Source organism: Pleomorphomonas sp. NRK KF1 (assembly GCF_023721755.1).
Taxonomy (GTDB): Bacteria; Pseudomonadota; Alphaproteobacteria; order Rhizobiales; family Pleomorphomonadaceae; genus Pleomorphomonas.
In genome coordinates, this window is sequence record NZ_JAMDLH010000002.1 from 668,743 (window position 1) to 684,106 (window position 15,364).

General features: G+C 64.9%; 13 protein-coding genes. All 13 read right to left on the reverse strand.

All coding sequences use genetic code 11. The annotated features are described in order from the left end of the window. Positions 1–9 precede the first annotated feature (9 nt). Entirely contained in the window at positions 10–2,241 is a 2,232-nt protein-coding gene (locus M4J39_RS08445; protein ID WP_251727366.1) for a methyl-accepting chemotaxis protein, read from the reverse strand. A gap of 288 nt (positions 2,242–2,529) precedes the next feature. After that, positions 2,530–3,750 (reverse strand): chromate efflux transporter, encoded by a 1,221-nt coding sequence (chrA, locus tag M4J39_RS08450; RefSeq protein ID WP_251727367.1) that lies wholly within the window; start codon positions 3,748–3,750, stop codon positions 2,530–2,532. A gap of 240 nt (positions 3,751–3,990) precedes the next feature. Then, the gene (locus tag M4J39_RS08455; protein ID WP_254004817.1) at positions 3,991–5,685 is read right to left on the reverse strand and encodes a flotillin family protein; all 1,695 of its coding nucleotides are present in this window, start codon (positions 5,683–5,685) and stop codon (positions 3,991–3,993) included. Positions 5,686–5,687: 2 nt separating this feature from the next. Next, positions 5,688–6,338 (reverse strand): OB-fold-containig protein, encoded by a 651-nt coding sequence (locus tag M4J39_RS08460; RefSeq protein WP_251727368.1) that lies wholly within the window; start codon positions 6,336–6,338, stop codon positions 5,688–5,690. Then, a complete protein-coding gene (locus tag M4J39_RS08465) occupies positions 6,338–7,444 on the reverse strand; it encodes a PspA/IM30 family protein (protein ID WP_251727369.1) in 1,107 nt (368 codons plus the stop codon). The genes M4J39_RS08460 and M4J39_RS08465 overlap by 1 nt, the downstream gene beginning before the upstream one ends. Before the next feature lie 141 nt (positions 7,445–7,585). Next, positions 7,586–8,839 (reverse strand): Zn-dependent hydrolase, encoded by a 1,254-nt coding sequence (locus M4J39_RS08470; protein ID WP_251727370.1) that lies wholly within the window; start codon positions 8,837–8,839, stop codon positions 7,586–7,588. Next, positions 8,836–9,678 (reverse strand): BtpA/SgcQ family protein, encoded by an 843-nt coding sequence (locus M4J39_RS08475; RefSeq protein ID WP_251727371.1) that lies wholly within the window; start codon positions 9,676–9,678, stop codon positions 8,836–8,838. Before M4J39_RS08475 ends, M4J39_RS08470 begins: the two co-directional genes overlap by 4 nt. Further along, complete coding sequence (locus M4J39_RS08480) at positions 9,675–10,571, reverse strand: ribokinase (RefSeq protein ID WP_251727372.1); 897 nt, start codon at positions 10,569–10,571, stop codon at positions 9,675–9,677. Before M4J39_RS08480 ends, M4J39_RS08475 begins: the two co-directional genes overlap by 4 nt. A gap of 3 nt (positions 10,572–10,574) precedes the next feature. Next, positions 10,575–11,342: a glutamine amidotransferase gene (locus M4J39_RS08485; protein WP_251727373.1), complete on the reverse strand. Its 768-nt coding sequence runs from the start codon at positions 11,340–11,342 to the stop codon at positions 10,575–10,577. Positions 11,343–11,378: 36 nt separating this feature from the next. Further along, complete coding sequence (locus M4J39_RS08490) at positions 11,379–12,467, reverse strand: phosphotriesterase (RefSeq protein ID WP_251727374.1); 1,089 nt, start codon at positions 12,465–12,467, stop codon at positions 11,379–11,381. 2 nt (positions 12,468–12,469) lie between these two features. Continuing rightward, on the reverse strand, positions 12,470–13,477 hold the full coding sequence (locus tag M4J39_RS08495; RefSeq protein ID WP_251727375.1) for an ABC transporter permease: 1,008 nt from the start codon (positions 13,475–13,477) through the stop codon (positions 12,470–12,472). Continuing rightward, positions 13,474–14,271 (reverse strand): ATP-binding cassette domain-containing protein, encoded by a 798-nt coding sequence (locus M4J39_RS08500; RefSeq protein ID WP_251727376.1) that lies wholly within the window; start codon positions 14,269–14,271, stop codon positions 13,474–13,476. Before M4J39_RS08500 ends, M4J39_RS08495 begins: the two co-directional genes overlap by 4 nt. Positions 14,272–14,415: 144 nt before the next feature. Next, positions 14,416–15,351 (reverse strand): substrate-binding domain-containing protein, encoded by a 936-nt coding sequence (locus M4J39_RS08505; RefSeq protein ID WP_251727377.1) that lies wholly within the window; start codon positions 15,349–15,351, stop codon positions 14,416–14,418. Positions 15,352–15,364: the final 13 nt, after the last annotated feature.

A 15,364-nucleotide genomic window follows, 5' to 3' on the forward strand; every position in this document is an offset into this window, starting at 1 on the left:
GGCCGCCCATCACGCGGCGAGCCGGCGCGCAACCAACTGATCGACCTCGTCGTCAGACAGCATGCGTTCGACCAGCTGGACGCCCATGACCTGATCGTTGCACCAGACAACCTTGACGTCCAGCGGGCCAAGTGCCGGATGGATGACCCGACCTTCGGTGCCGGCCTTCATGCCGTCGATTTTCGCCAAGCGCATGCCGGAGCGCGAGGCATCGTGCAGACGAAGCGAGCGCTGAGCGCCATTGGCGAAGTCCACCGTCACCATGACGTCGGCCTGTTTGCGCGGGTGCCGGCGCTGGTCCATCAGATCATGGACCAGCGCGTCGACCTCGTGCTCCAGGCTCTGCACCTGACCGACAAGCGTGCCGCTCATGTCGGCCAGCTTCGCCGCCGCCTGTTCGGTCTGGGAGGCAAGCGTCGGCAGGCAGTTGAGGCTTGCGACCACGTCGTGATTGGCTGCCGTGGACCGGTCCAGGCTCTCGTTGATCTCCGAAGTTGCCGCGCTTTGCTGTTCCACCGCCCCGGCAATGGTCGTGCTCAGCGACGACATGGCTTCGATCGATCCCGTGATCTCGTCGAGTGAAGACGCGACCTCCTGGGCGGCGGCCCGAATATCCTCGACCTGCCGCGTGATCTCGTCGGTGGCGCCCGCCGTCTGATTGGCCAGTTGCTTGACCTCGGAGGCCACCACGGCAAATCCCTTGCCCGCCTCACCGGCGCGCGCCGCCTCGATGGTGGCGTTGAGGGCGAGAAGATTGGTCTGCTGGGCGATGGCCGAGATCAGCGTCGTGACCTGCCCGATCTTCTCCGATGCCTGGGTGAGCTTGCTGCCGAGCGCCCTGGCCGCCTCCGAGTAGGACCTTGCCGTTGCCGCATCCTTGGCCGAGACGGCGGTCTGCTGGGATATCTCGGAGAGGGAAGCCGCGAGTTCGGTGACGGCGGAAACGACGCCGTTCATGTCCTTGTTGGTAAGGTCGAGGCGGCTCAGCGACGCGTCCAACTCACTGCGCGTCGTCGACGCGTTGGTGGCGACGGCATCGATGACCAGGCTAACGTTCTGGGCGAGGCCGTTGATGGCCGTCACAACCGAGTGAACCGAGACGCGAAGACGATCGGCGACGCCGGCCAGCGCGGCCCGTTTGTTCTGCAGGATCTCGCGCTGCCTCTCCTCGGAGTTGGCTTCGTTGAGTTTCTCGATGGTCCGGTCGCGAAAATAGGCGACGGCGCGCGCCAATTGACCGACTTCGTCGGTACGACCGGCCTCCACCAGCTCGGTTGATATGTCGGAGTCGCCAAGTTCCCGAATATGCCCGTCCAGACTGGATATGCTGCGGACGATCGAACGGGACAGGAGTACGGCTGCGGCGATAGCCAGGATGGCGATGCCGAGCGCGAGACCAAGCATGGTGGACATGCGCGCCCAGAAGCCTCCGACGCGCACTTCAAGCAGCTCGTCGAGTTGATCGGCCGATTGCCGCCAGTAGCCATCCGCCGCAACGACAAGCGCCTTGTTGGCCTCGGAAAGCCCTGAGACCTCGGCCTTGGCTCGCGCGGTGTCATTCCGCAGCTCGGCGGCAACCTTGTTGGCAGTTTGCGAGAAGGCTTCGACGTTGCCGACAAAAGCCTTTGTCGGCCCGTCGAGCGCGGCGGCCACGGAACCGGACGCATTGCTCTTCTTGGCAACCTCCACCGACGCCTTGATCGTGCTCATGTCGGTTTCGATCTGCCCGAGAAGCACGATGAAAGCGGCACGGGCCGCATCATCGAGCTCATCCAGCGTCGACTGGTGGCGAGCCAGCATGTCCAGCTCGGCGGCGCGCGTGATCAGGTCGGGCAGACGCACCACCACCGTGTCCATGACGTAGAAGCTGTCGAGGTCGGGGTCGAGAATCAGGTTGCTGTCGTTGCCCGCAGCCGTCGCCAGATCCCGGAACAACGATCCAACCTCGGCCGTGCTCCTGCCGGACAGCGAAAGCCGGCCGGCTGCATCACGGACGGATTCCGGATACTGCGGCGCGGTAAGCGACCTGGCTGCTTCAAGTATTGTCTCACTGTCGCCATCGGGCTTCGACGCCCAGGAAATGACCGATGGCCACATCTGGCGAAGCCAATCGGTTCCAGCCAGTTCGGCATCGGCGAAAGCAATGTCTTTCTTGCTTTGCAGCACGAACAAGCCGGACATCAGTCCGAGAGGCAGAAGCAGCATGACAACGACGATGGCCAGTTTCCCACGAATGGACATTCGACCGCTCCGTCCCGCGTATTCGCCTCCTCATCTTCGTGCTAACAGCCCAATATTTAGGCAACCACGCCTAAAATTGACCAACACAGCCGAAAACCGCCGAATACGACTCAAATTAACCAAGGTATATTTTGGTTCAAAGTCGTTAATGCCGTATTTATTTCTCCTTTTCTGGCCACACCTCAATATATTGAATTCTGCATATCAAAAATCTCGACGCTTGCTTTGAGCGAAGAACGACAACCGGGGGACTCAGGATACGACGAGCTTCGAGCGCCTCCACACCCCTCAACCGAGCAGCGCCAAGCCTACCCCGCCCAAGCCGGACAAGACGACGACCACCCACGGCGGCGCTTTCCACACAACGAGGGCAACAAAGCCGGCGGAGGCCAAGGCGAAGTCTCGCAGGTCGGAGATAGCGCCCGTGAAAACGGGCGCGTACAGGGCCGCGCCAAGGATGCCGACGACGGCGGCATTGGCGCCTCGCATCAGCGATCGAGCGACAGATTTGCTGCGAAACTGATCCCAGAACGGCAGAACGCCGACGAGCACCAGAAAGCCCGGAAGAAAAAGCGCCAGCAGGGCCAAAACCGCGCCCAGAATACCGTGAGGCTCAGGGCCCAAGACCGCGCCGAGATAGGCGGCGAACGTGAAAAGTGGCCCTGGAACGGCTTGCGCGGCGCCGTAACCGGCAAGAAAGGCGTCCGGCGTCACCCAACCGCTTTGCACGACCTCGGCGTCGAGAAGCGGCAATACGACGTGGCCACCGCCGAAGACCAGCGCGCCTGCCCGATAGAAACCGTCAAGAACGGCGAAGGTCTGCGCTTGGCCGGCCAACAACGGCAAGACGACCAACAAAGCGACGAAGATCACCATGGCGCCGCCGGCCGTCCATCTCGACACCGGTACGGCGAGGTGGCCGGCGACAGGCCCGGCCTGTCCGCCGCCGCCCGGAACCAAACCGGCCACTGCCCCCAGGCCGATCGCCGCCAACATGCCGACACTGCCCGGCGCGAACGCCATCAAGACCACCGCAGCGATGGCGATCGTCGCGCGTTCACGGTCAGGGCAGAGGTTTCTTGCCATGCCCCAGACGGCCTGGGCCACGATGGCGACGGCGACGATCTTGAGGCCATGCAGGGCGCCATCGCCCGAGACGCCACCGATCGCAGGCGCTACCAGCGCGAAAGCCGTCAGGATCAGCGCCGACGGCAAGGTAAAGGCAAGAAAGGCGGCGAGCGCTCCGAGCCAGCCTGCCCGCATCATGCCGAGGGCGAAACCCACCTGACTTGAGGCAGGACCGGGCAGAAACTGGCACAGCGCCACGAGATCGGCATAGGCATGATCGTCAAGCCAGCGCCGACGAACCACCAGCTCTTCCCGGAAATAACCCAGATGGGCGATGGGGCCGCCGAAGGAGGTGAGGCCCAGCTTGAGAAAGGCGAAGAAGACTTCCGAGGGCGTCCCGCGCTGCGCGCCTCCACTAGAACCGGCAACTTGCTCCGTCATCGCCCCGCGCCCCCTCATTTCGGCATAGTGTCATGGTGACGGGAGATGACAAGCTCATGACGAGCTCTTCGCATGCGTTCCGTTCGTTGATGAGCGCGCCCCCAAAAAGTGACACATGAGAATACGGCGATCAGCGCCGGTTTGCGCTGATCGCCGCGAGACAGCCATATGAAGGCTACCCCTTGTTCCCTGCCGGGCAGCCGGAAGACTGAAGGTCTCCGCAGCTAGCCGGATCCCGGATCAGGACCTCGTGTTCTTGTCGGCCTCGGGCTTTACCGCCCTCTCGACCGAAGCCTCTAGGGAAGCGGCGAGCAAAGCCTGCGTGGGATCCGCGCCCTTGAAGCCGGCTTGAGCCAGGATTTCGTCCAGGATCGGCTTTTGCGCCGTGAAGCTCAACAACTGACCGGCCAGGTCGTTCATCGAGTTTCCACCCTGTTCGCCCGACCTGCCGCCGAGAGAACCGGGAAGCCCGCCGGTACTGAAGATCCGGATATCGGAGATCTTCTCGATCGGCTTCATGGCCTCGGCGAGTGCCTGCGGCACGATCTCCACGCGCGCCTTCGCCAGCTCGAAATCGATGATGCTGGCGGCGAGCGCGTTGCGCGCCTCGTTCCTGGCCCGTTCGGCCCGCGCCTCGGCCTCACCGAGCTCGATGACACCGGCGGCGCGCACCTTGGCGGCTTCCGCCTCGGCATTCGCCTGAATCTTCAGAGCGGCGGCGAGGTTCTCGGCAGCCTCTCGTTCGGCCTCGGCCTTGACCGTTATGGCCGTCGCGGCCTGCTCGGCTTCTTGACGTGCGGCGATCACGGCGATGCGCTTGGCGCGCTCGGCGATCTCGACCTCGCGGGCCGTTGCCACCTGCTCCTCGGCCGTGATGGCCGCCGCCTTGGCCTCGTCGGCCCTGGCGCGCGCGGCCTGTTCTTCCTCCGTCTTCTGGGCAACGGCGATGGCGGCCTCGATGCGCGCCGTTTCCGTCACCTTGCGGGCCTCGGCCTCACGCTCGGCGATGCCCCGCTCGGCCACGATGCGAGCGGACTCGCGGGCTTGGCGGGCCTCGGCGTCGCGCTCGGCAATGCCCCGCTCGGAATCCAGGCGGGCCGTCTCTTCGGCAAGTCGCGCCAGTTGCTCGGCCTTGGCGGCTTCGGCCCGCGTCTCGGCGGTCTTGTTGGCGATATCGCGCTCCTGCATCAGCTCGGCATCGCGCTGCTCGCGTTCGATCGTCAACCGCCTCAGCGCCGCCTCTCGATCCTTGGTCGCGATCTCGACTTCATTGTCGCGGACGATCTGGTTGCGCTCGCGCTTGCGCTCCTCGGTGATCTTGGTGAGAGCGGTGAGGCCCTCGGCATCGAAGCTGTTGTTCGGGTTGAAGTGCTTGATATCGGTCTGGTCGAGCCGCGTCAGCGACACCGATTCCAGCTCGAGGCCGTTCGACTGAAGGTCATGGGCAACGGCCGCCTGCACCGACTTCACGAACTCGGCGCGCTGCTCTTGCAGGTCGCGCAAGGTCATCGTCGCCGCCACGGAACGCAGGCCGTCGACAAACTTGGCCTCGACCAGTGCCTTCAGAGCGTCGGCATCATTGGTACGATCGCCCAGGGTCTGTGCGGCAAGCGCGATGTTCTCGAAATCCGGCTTCACGCGGACATAGAACTCGGCGGTTATGTCGGCGCGCATACGGTCCTTGGTGATCATCGACTCATTTTCGGCGCGCTTCACCTCAAGACGCAGCGTGCTGAGCGAAACCCAGGAATAGGAGTGGAAGACCGGAAGAATGATGGAACCGCCATCAAGCACGACCTTCTTGCCGCCAAAGCCGGTACGGACATAAGCCTTGTCCCGCGTCGCCCGGATGTAGAGCGACGATATGATGATGCCGATGACGGCAACCGCCATGACGATGATGCTGGCGATGATGCCGAGAGAAATGAACCCCATAGTCAGCCCCTGTTGATATCCACGTCGCTAAGTTCCTTTGGCGCCGGGATGGCCAGAAAGAGCCCGTCCGAACCGTCCACGATAATGACGAGCTCTCCGGTCTCGATGACGTATCCCGGCGCGGCCTGCGCCCGCAGGGTGTGTATGTTGTCGTACGCGTCTTTCACGCGGACGACGCCGGGCTGTCCCTGATCGAGTGGCCCGATGCTGACCGTGCCGATCAAACCGACAAGCCCGGTCTGGCTGACGGCGGATGTTTCGTCGCGGGGCATGATCTTCGCCAAGCCGCGACTGAGCCATCGCGTGGTAGGAAGCGCCAGGACCAGAGCCACAGGACCGGCCGCCAAAGTGGGCAAAGGGGCAACAACGCTGCCGGCGATCGCTTGAAGGGCGAAGCCGAAAATGGCAAAGGCCGAGATCAGGAGGACGGCCAGAACCAGGATCGGCACCCCGCCGGCGTTGAGCCAGGACATCCAGGCGCCAAGCAGCCCGGCGTCATGATCGCCGAGACCATGATAGCCAAGCCCGTCATCCAGCAGCCCGGAAGCCGAGACGCCCAGAAGCAGCGACACGAGCTCAACAAGCCCCAGACCGGCCACAACCAGAAGCGCCACCCAGAAGAGCTCCGTGCCGGGCTGGATGAACGTGTCCATCAACGCTGACCTTCGCGGAAGATCTTGAGACGCGCCTCGATGGCGTCCTCACGCTGCATCTTGCCCAGCTCCTCGACCTCCGCCGCGCCATGGACGGGCTTCGCGGGGACGCCGGTCACCCTCTCCACCGCCGCAAGCGCCGCTGCCAAGCGCTGATCGTTTCGCTGCGAGGGCGTCGCGGCAGGCGCCGTCTTCCTCTCGGCCCGCTCGGCGTCCTCAAGACGCTTCTTGGCGTCGGCGCGGGCTGAGGCAATGCTGCGCAAAGTGGCCTCGGCTTCGGCAATCTCGCTCGCGTTTTCGGCGATCGCTTTTTCGATGGCGTTGCGTTGCGCCTCCAGGTCGATCTGCACGCCCGTCGCCACACGCGCGAGATCCTCCCGCCCCTTGGCGAGGCCGGTCTTGATCTTTTCGTCAAGGTCGCGGATCTCGGCATCCAGATCCTCGGCCTTGGCTTTCAGACGATGACCGGAGGCCATCGCAACGCCCAGAACGGCGCGCGCTTCGTCCGTGATCTTGTCGATCTCCCGCAGGGCCTGCTGGGCGACGGCGATCGGGTTGGAGTTCTCCGCCACGTCGACCGCGTTGTTGACCACCCCGGCGATGACACGCCCGAGGCGGGCCAGAATACCTTCATTGGACATCGTGACCTCTTTCTGGAATTGAGAGCCGGTCTGCACGCCGACGCGAATGGTGATCAGAGACCCGTCGAAACAGAGACGGGCCTCGGCGAAGTCGCTCCAACCATTGCGATAGCCGTTCACCGAATAGGAAACAGTGACCCGTCCGCAGATGGTGGCAACGCTCAAGCTGTCTGGACCTTTCAGCGAGAACAGCTTGCCGTCGAGGGGAATGTCGTCGACGGGCACCTCGGGCGAGCGCCTGCTCCGGTCGCGCAAAGCCAGGGTGACCATGCGTGCCGGCAAGCCGGTCTTGGCCCGGATTTCCTCATAGGCCTCCTCATGAAGCGCAACGAGGTTCGCACCCTTGGTTCCGTCGAGAATCTCCATGGCCCGCCGATAGGCATCGAGCGTTTCGTGAAGCGCCTCACGGCTTTCCAGAGACGGCGACAGCGTGAGAACCATCGCAAATTGCGGCTTGTCGACCATGCAAGATACTATAAGGCACTTCTTTGGTGCTTTCAAGGTTGTGCCGACAAAATTGATTCTGCAAAAGTTGAAATGGTTAGCAGGTTTGGAAAAAGGGTGGAGCGCATCCGTCGCTCCGCCGGCGCAGGAAACACGCCTGCCTCAACGGGATTGGAAGACCCGCATGGCCTCAAGCGTGGCATCGCACAGGACCTGCGCACCGGCGATCACCTGATGCGGCTCGACGAACTCCGTCTCATTGTGGCTGAGACCATCGCGGCAGGGAACGAAGATCATAGCCGCCGGCCCAAGGCGCGCCATGAACAGCGCGTCGTGAAAGGCGCCCGAGAACATGCGTCGGCTGGGGAAGGCGCGCTTTTCCGCCGCGCCTTGGACTATGTCGATCAGCCGATCGTCAAAGCGGGCCGGCGCCACATCCATGCTGCGGCGGATCGACACCCGGCAGCCGCCGCTCGAGGCGATCTCAGTCGCCAGAGCGGCGACTTCGGTCTCCAGCCGGTCGATTTGGTCGCCGTTCGGATGACGGAGATCAATGGAGAACGTCACCTCGCCGGGAATGACGTTGACGGCGCCGGGGGCAAGGGTCAGACGGCCGACAGTGAGGCGCGCGTCGGCATCCGCCGGCATGACGGTTGCCTGCAATCGAGCGATGATGGCGGCCGCCACCGCCATGGCGTCGCGGCGAGCGGCGAGCGGCGTCGTGCCGGCGTGCGCCACCTGCCCCGCGATCGTGACTTCCAGCCAGCGCGTGCCCTGGATGCCCTCGACGACGCCGATCAGTGCACCCTGGCGCTCAAGCAAAGGCCCCTGCTCGATGTGCAGCTCGATATAGCCGGTAACAGGGCGCCCAAGCGGCCTCTCGATTGCTTCGGGTAAAGCGGCCAGCGTCGCGGCCAGCTCATCGGCAAGGCGGATGCCATTGCCGTCCAACGTGTCTTGCCAGCCGCTCGGGAAAGCGCCGGTCGCATGAACCTGCGATCCGAAGGCGCCGGGTGAAAAGCGGCTGCCCTCCTCGTTGGTCCAGGCCACCAGTTCGATCGGGCCGGCGGTGACGATGCCGTTGTCCTCCAGTGTTTCCAAGACTTCCAGCGCGGCGAGCGTTCCGAGCGCGCCATCGAAACGTCCGCCGGTCGGCTGGCTGTCGAGGTGGCTGCCGATCAGGAAAGGCGGGCGGTCGTTGTCGGCGCCGGCCCGTCTCAGGAACAGGTTGGCGGCCGCGTCCTGGAAGACCGAAAAGCCGCGCGCCGCGCCGAGTCCGGCCAATAGCGCCCGCGCCGCCCTGTCTTCGACACTGAGTGCCGGCCTGTTGACGCCGCCGGCCGGCGTGCCACCGATCGCCGCGAACGCATCGAGCCGGGCGAGCAGGCGACCGCCATCGATCACGGGAAAGGTCATGGGCGCAGTCCGGCCATGAAGGCCTTGACGCGATCGGGATCGACCATGTTCCACCAGACCCCGTCATGCTTGAGAGCGGAGGCGACGATGACGCCATCGACGATGCCGAGAATGTCGCGCGCGTTGTCGGGCGTGACGCCACTCCCCACCAGCGTCGGCAGATGCGAAGCCTCCTTGATCAGGCGGATATAACCGAGGTCGGCAGCATGGCCGGTGCGCTGACCTGTGGCGATCACGGCATCGGCGTCGAAGAAGGCGAGATCGCGAACCAGTTCCTCGACCGGCCGGTCGGCGACGATAGCGTGTGCGCCATGCTTGACGTGCGCGTCGGCGAAGATGCGGACGCCCTTCGCCCTGAGGCGGGCACGATAGCGCATGGCGCGCGCCGCCTCGCCCTCGACGAAGCCTTCGTTGGCGACATAGGCGTTGGTCCACTGGTTGACGCGGATGAAACCGGCGCCGGATGCGCTCGCCACGGCCAGCGCCGGCAGGGCGGCGTTGGCCAGCACGTTGATGCCGATGGGACGGCCGAGCTCGCGACGGATGCGATCGGCGACCACGGCCATGTGGGCGGCCGTCTCGGGACCGATATCGTCGGGTTTGGAAAATGGCACGTCGCCGTGGTTCTCGACGATGACGCCATCGCAACCGCCGGCAAGATAGGCGCGGGCGTCAGTGAGGCCGCGCTGATAGATGTCCTCGACGGGTTCACCGTCGTGGCGCGGCGCGCCGGGCAAGGGCGCCAGATGGACGACGCCGATCACGACCTTGGTGCGGCCGAACAGATGCTGCAGGGCGTCGCCGGTCGTCTGGCCAACCGGTTTTGCGGCTTCGGTCATGAAAGATCCCTCGATATCCCTGCAAGCAGAGCATTGATTTCCGAACGGCTCGGGCAGGCGGCGAGCGTTCCGCGCCGGGTCACGGCGATGGATGCCGCCCGAACGCCGACGGTCGTGGCGAAAACGAGCGGCATTCCGCCTGTGAGGCAGCCACTCAGCACGCCGGCGAACACATCGCCCGCCCCGCTGCTGTCGACGGCCGCGACCGCCGGAGCGGCGATGCGATCGACGTCCGTCGCGCCCTGGTCGAGGCAAATAGCCCCACCGGCACCGAGCGTGACGACCACGGACGCAGTGCCGCCCCGCGACAGGCGGCGGGTGGCCTCGACCGGATCGGAGCAACCGGCCAGCGTTTCGGCCTCGCCGGCGTTGATGACAATGACGTCGGCATCCGGCAACGGCCCCTCGCCCAGCGGACTGGGGTTGAGGATGGTAGTGGCACCGCCGTCTTTCGCCCTCTCAAGGCAAGCCCTGGTGACATCGGCCCGAAGGTTGCCCTGCATCAGCAGGTGGTCACCCCGTCCGGGCCACGAAGGCTGCCCAGTCGGATCGAAAGCCATGGCCGAGGCGGCGGCCGTCACGACCACGTTCTCGCCCGTCCGGTCGACCAGAATGGTCGATCTGTCGGTCGGCGTGTCGAGCACGACCAGCCCGTCGAGCGGCAGTTCGGTGCCAAGCGCCGCCCGCAGGAAAGTGGCATCGGCATCATCCCCGAGCGCGGCGCGGAAGACCACCTCGGCGCCGGCGCGTAACGCCGCCACCGCCTGGTTGGCTCCCTTGCCGCCGACGCCACGGGCCGTCGCGACGGCATTCACCGTCTCGCCGGGCCGCGGCAACCGTTCGACATAGAAGGTGTCGTCGACGCAGATGTTGCCGACCACGTGGAGCGCCATCGCTCAGTCCCGTCCGGTCGCCCAGGCCAGCATCTGCTCGAACAGCGTCTTGTAGCCCTTCCAGGCGACGAAATCGGGCGACAGCCAGTGCGGCCCGACGTCGGACGTCCAGGCGACCGTGCGCCCCTTGCCGTAGGCGCCGGTGACGAGCAGCGGCAGGGAGCCGTATTCGGACGATACGGTCGCGAGCACCTCGGCGCCCGGCTTGACCTCGACCTCGTTGAACCCGAGGAGCACCGGCCAATCCTTGCCGATACCCTTGAGGATCGGATGATCGGGCTTGCCGGTGATCTCGGCGGTAAAGCCTTCCGGCACCTCGACGCGGTCGTCATAGGGAAGACAGGCGACCGGCAGCACCTCCTCGACGGCGGTCTTGCGGTAGCGGGCGCCGCCGTTGATGCCCTGGAAGGAATAGTACCCGCCGAACATCAAGAGGCCACCGCCGCTCTGAACGTAATCGCGGATCAGCTTCAGCCGGTTGGGCGTCGTCTGCGACTTGATCCAGGTATCGGGATGCAGCAACAGCGTGTTGGCGCCGATGTCGGAGAGCACCACCGCGTCATAGGCCGATAGCGCGTCCATGGTCTGCGGAAAGTCGCGCTGCGCCTCGTGCGAGGGCATGAAGGTGACATCGAACGGTCCACCTTTCAGCGCCTTCAGGAGCTCGTCGGCGCCGGTGTGATAGGTGACGGTGGCGAACTGGTCGAAGCCCTTGATGTGGGTCGCCGTGGAAACCCAGGATTCGCCGGCCAGCAGGATCTTCTTGGTCATTTTGCTTTCCTTGCCCGTGTGGCTTGAGACCGCCGGTCAGGCGGAGAACACCGATTTGGGATTGTCCGTGAGCATGCGCCGGATCACCGCCTCGTCGAGGCCGTGACGCTTGAGGCGTGGCACGAAATGGCGCAGCACGTGGGCGTAGCCGAAGCCGCCGTAGCGGGTCAGCATCATCTTGAGGAAGACGTCCTGCGACATCAGAACACGGTCGGCATATCCCTTCTCGACCAGCGTCAGGATGCCGCGCGCGTTGTCCTCGTCGGAGGGCGACTGGGCGTCCTGATCGGCGTAGTAGTAGTCCATGCCGATCATGTCATACTCGATGAAGGCGCCACGGGCCGCGAGCGAGGTCTGGTAGGCGGTGTCATTCCAGCTCGGATTCATGTGGCAGAGCACGGTGTGGCCGAGATCGGCGCCCTCCGACTCCACCATGTCGAGAACCTCGTGGGCCAGTCGTTCCCAGCCGGGCAGATGAATGGTCAGCGGCACGCCGGTGCGCGCCGAAGCTCGCGCGGCGCCCCTCAGCGAGCGCCGCTCGGCCTCGGTGAAATCCTTCGAGACCCCAATCTCGCCGATGATACCGGCCATCACCGGCGGCTGCGTTTCGCCGCCGCCGACGTCGTCGATGATGAACTGGGCGATGGCTTCGACATCCATCGCCTTCATCCAGTCGGGATGGCTGAATTCGAGATAGAAGCCGGTCCCCATGACGATCTTGAGGCCGGAAAGCCGGGCGATACGGGCAAGCGCTTCAGGGTTGCGACCGATGCCGATAGTCGTGGCGTCGACGACCGTGTTGCCGCCGAAACGGCGGTAGCGCTCCAGCTCGCGCAGGGCGACATCGGCATCGTCCAGCGAGACGTTGTCGCGGTTGAGATAGGGGTTCATTCTGAGCTCGCCGATGATCTCGATGTTCACCGGCTGCTCGGACACGCGGCGCCCTTCGTCATCGATATCGCACGGGCAGCGCCAAGCCTTTCCGCCGTCGAGCAGGATGTGCTCATGCATCAGCGTGACGCCCATCTCATCGACCGGGATGGGACCGGTGACCGTCATCACCATGCCCGATCGGACGCCGATCGGCGAACGTTCGCCCTTTTTGTCTGCGAACAGGTGGTCCATGGTCAGCGCCCCCTCGATCCGCCCTTGAACAGGCGGAAGTTCAGCCAGATGGCGACGAGGATGATCGAGCCGGTCACGATCGGCGTCAGGAACGGCGACAGGTGGGCGAGGATCAGGCCGTTGGCGATCACCGCCACGGTCAGGGCGCCCAGAATGGTGCCAACCACCGAGCCGCGACCGCCAAACAGCGACGTACCGCCCAGCACGACGGCTGCGATGACGTCGAGTTCGAAGCCCTGGCCGGAGTTGGACGAGCCGGAGCCAAGCCGCGATGCGAGGATGATGCCGGCCAGCGCCGCCGCCGAGCCGGTCAACACATAGACCATGAGCGTGACGAGGCGCGTGTTGACGCCCGCCCGCCGTACCGCCTCGGCGTTGGCGCCGACGCCCGTGACATAGCGGCCGAACCTCGTCTCGTTAAAGACGACATAGGCCAGGGCCAGCATGACGATGGCGATCAGCGCCGGCACCGGCATTCCCATGAACCAGGCGCGGCCGATCATGTTGAAGCCGCTCGCCGGATCGACCGGGATGGAATAGCCGCCGGTAATCAACAGCGCGATACCGCGGATCACCGACAAACCGGCCAGCGTGACGATGAAAGCGGGTATGCCCTCGAAGGCGATGAAAAAGCCCTGCAACGCGCCGACGGCGGCGCCCAGGCACAGGAGTGCCAGCACGACCACCGGCCAGGGAACGCCCCATTGCAGCAGAACGGCGGAAAGCGTCGCGGTCAGAGCCAGGATCGATCCGACCGACAGGTCGATACCGCCCGTGGTGATGACGAAGGTCATCGCCGAAGCCACGATCAGCAGCGGTGCGGACTGGCGCACGATGTTGAGAAGGTTGGGTGCCGTCAGGAAAGCATCGGTCGCGACCGAAAAGATGATGCAGACGGCCACAAAGAACAGGGCGATAGACACGACGCCACCCCGGGCGATCGCCTTCTCGCGCCAGTTCGCCTTGACGAGGCGAGAGGGAGCATCCGTCTTGATTGCGCTGTCGCTCATGCCGGAACTCCCGCGTTGCCGGCCGCCCCGGCCGAACGGGCGGCGAACTTGCGCCCGACGATCAGGTTGACCACTTCCTCGATGCTGGTTTCGGACACGTGACGTTCGGCGACGTTGCGCCCCTCGTACATGACCTGGATGCGGTCGCAGACCAGGAACAAGTCCTGCAGGCGATGGGTGATCAGGATCACCGATACGCCACGGGCGCTGACGGCGCGGATCAGGTCGAGCACGGCCTCCACTTCGGCGACGGCCAATGCCGCCGTCGGCTCGTCCATGATCAGAACGCGCGGATCGAAGGAGGCGGCACGACCGATGGCGATCGACTGCCGCTGTCCACCCGACAGGTTCTCGACCTTGAGGCGGGTGTCGGCAATGACGATGCCGAGACGGTCGAGCATGGCGCGTGCTTCGGCATGCATGCGCGCCTTGTCAAGGAACGACAACCCGGCGATGCGGCGGCGCGGCTCGCGGCCGAGAAACAGATTGCCGGCGACATCCACCGTGTCGCACAGGGAGAGGTCCTGATAGACCATCTCGACGCGGGCGGCGCGCGCATCGGCGGGCGAGGCGAAGGTGACCGGCTCGCCATCAATCTCGATGACACCGGAATCGGGGATGATCGCGCCCGACAGGACCTTGCTGAGCGTCGACTTGCCGGCGCCGTTGTCGCCGACCAGACCAAGCACCTCGCCCGGCTTCAACGTCAGCGACACGTCGTCGAGCACCTGAATGGGATGGTAGCGCTTGGAGATGCCGGTCATCCGCACGCGATAGGGTAAGCTGTCCGTCATGCTGAAATCCAATCGGGAGCGGCCGAGGCACACCCCATGGGCATGGCGTCCCGCCGGCGGGTCGACAAGACGGCCGACGGTACGCAGCGACGCACGGCGACGCCGAGGATCGCCTCGGCGTCCCGACCGTTCACAGAGATCGGCTCACTCGAACATCGACTTGAAGCCGGCCACGTTGTCCTTGGTGACGATGGTCACGGGGACGTTGATGATCGGGTCGATGGTGCCGCCCTTCTTGAGCGTCATCAGCGCCTCGACGGCGGCCTTGCCCTCACCTGCCGGATCCTGCTGGACGACGGCGACGACCCAGCCTTCCTCGATGCCCTGCGCGGCCTGCTTGGTCAGGTCCCAGCCGAACACCTTGACGCTGTCGGTATGGCCCTGGGCGGTAACGGCCGAAACCGCGCCGATCAGTGCCGGCTCGCCGGTGGCATAGAGCGTGCCCATGCCCGGATTGGCGGTCATCAGGTTCTCGGCAGCCGACAGAGCCACATCCTGAACGTTCTGGCCGTCGACCGTGTCGAGGAAGGTCACGTCGGCGCCGCTGGCCGTGACGGCCTTCTTGAAGCCGTCGAGGCGCTGGTTCTGAATGAACGAGTTGAGCGCGCCGACGACGCCAACCGTCGCCTTGCCGCCCATGCTCGCCTTGACGTAGTCGGCGTAGAACTTGCCGATGTCCTCGCCGGCCTTGGTGTTGTCGACGCCGACGAAGGCGACGTTGTCGCCATCCGGAATCTGGGCGTCGATGGCGATGACAGGGATGCCGGCGGCCTTGGCAGCGGTGATGGCCGGCTTCACGCCGTTGACGTCGATGGCCACCAAAATGATGCCGTCGACCTTTTGCGTGATATAGTTCTCGATGGCGTCGTTCTGCGCGGCAGGCACGTTGTTGGCGTTGAAGATGACGAGGTCGACGCCCGCCGCCTTGGCGGCCGCCGTGGCGCCGTCGTTGATCTGGTTGAAGAACAGCGCCTGCTGATTGATGTTGACGAGCGCGAAGGTTTCGGCGGAGGCCGGCGACAAACCGGCAGCTAGAGCGGACGCGAGAAAGCTGCCCGCGAGAATCCTGGAAAGACGCATTCGGAATCCCCTT

What these genes read in the sequence shown, in the direction of transcription:
- M4J39_RS08455 (WP_254004817.1), bottom strand. Translation starts at nt 5,685, where the DNA reads ATGGGGTTCATTTCTCTCGGCATCATCGCCAGCATCATCGTCATGGCG.
- M4J39_RS08505 (WP_251727377.1), bottom strand. Translation starts at nt 15,351, where the DNA reads ATGCGTCTTTCCAGGATTCTCGCGGGCAGCTTTCTCGCGTCCGCTCTA.
- M4J39_RS08460 (WP_251727368.1), bottom strand. Translation starts at nt 6,338, where the DNA reads ATGGACACGTTCATCCAGCCCGGCACGGAGCTCTTCTGGGTGGCGCTT.
- M4J39_RS08485 (WP_251727373.1), bottom strand. Translation starts at nt 11,342, where the DNA reads ATGACCAAGAAGATCCTGCTGGCCGGCGAATCCTGGGTTTCCACGGCG.
- M4J39_RS08490 (WP_251727374.1), bottom strand. Translation starts at nt 12,467, where the DNA reads ATGGACCACCTGTTCGCAGACAAAAAGGGCGAACGTTCGCCGATCGGC.
- M4J39_RS08495 (WP_251727375.1), bottom strand. Translation starts at nt 13,477, where the DNA reads ATGAGCGACAGCGCAATCAAGACGGATGCTCCCTCTCGCCTCGTCAAG.
- M4J39_RS08475 (WP_251727371.1), bottom strand. Translation starts at nt 9,678, where the DNA reads ATGACCGAAGCCGCAAAACCGGTTGGCCAGACGACCGGCGACGCCCTG.
- M4J39_RS08480 (WP_251727372.1), bottom strand. Translation starts at nt 10,571, where the DNA reads ATGGCGCTCCACGTGGTCGGCAACATCTGCGTCGACGACACCTTCTAT.
- M4J39_RS08470 (WP_251727370.1), bottom strand. Translation starts at nt 8,839, where the DNA reads ATGACCTTTCCCGTGATCGATGGCGGTCGCCTGCTCGCCCGGCTCGAT.
- M4J39_RS08445 (WP_251727366.1), bottom strand. Translation starts at nt 2,241, where the DNA reads ATGTCCATTCGTGGGAAACTGGCCATCGTCGTTGTCATGCTGCTTCTG.
- M4J39_RS08465 (WP_251727369.1), bottom strand. Translation starts at nt 7,444, where the DNA reads ATGGTCGACAAGCCGCAATTTGCGATGGTTCTCACGCTGTCGCCGTCT.
- M4J39_RS08500 (WP_251727376.1), bottom strand. Translation starts at nt 14,271, where the DNA reads ATGACGGACAGCTTACCCTATCGCGTGCGGATGACCGGCATCTCCAAG.
- chrA (WP_251727367.1), bottom strand. Translation starts at nt 3,750, where the DNA reads ATGACGGAGCAAGTTGCCGGTTCTAGTGGAGGCGCGCAGCGCGGGACG.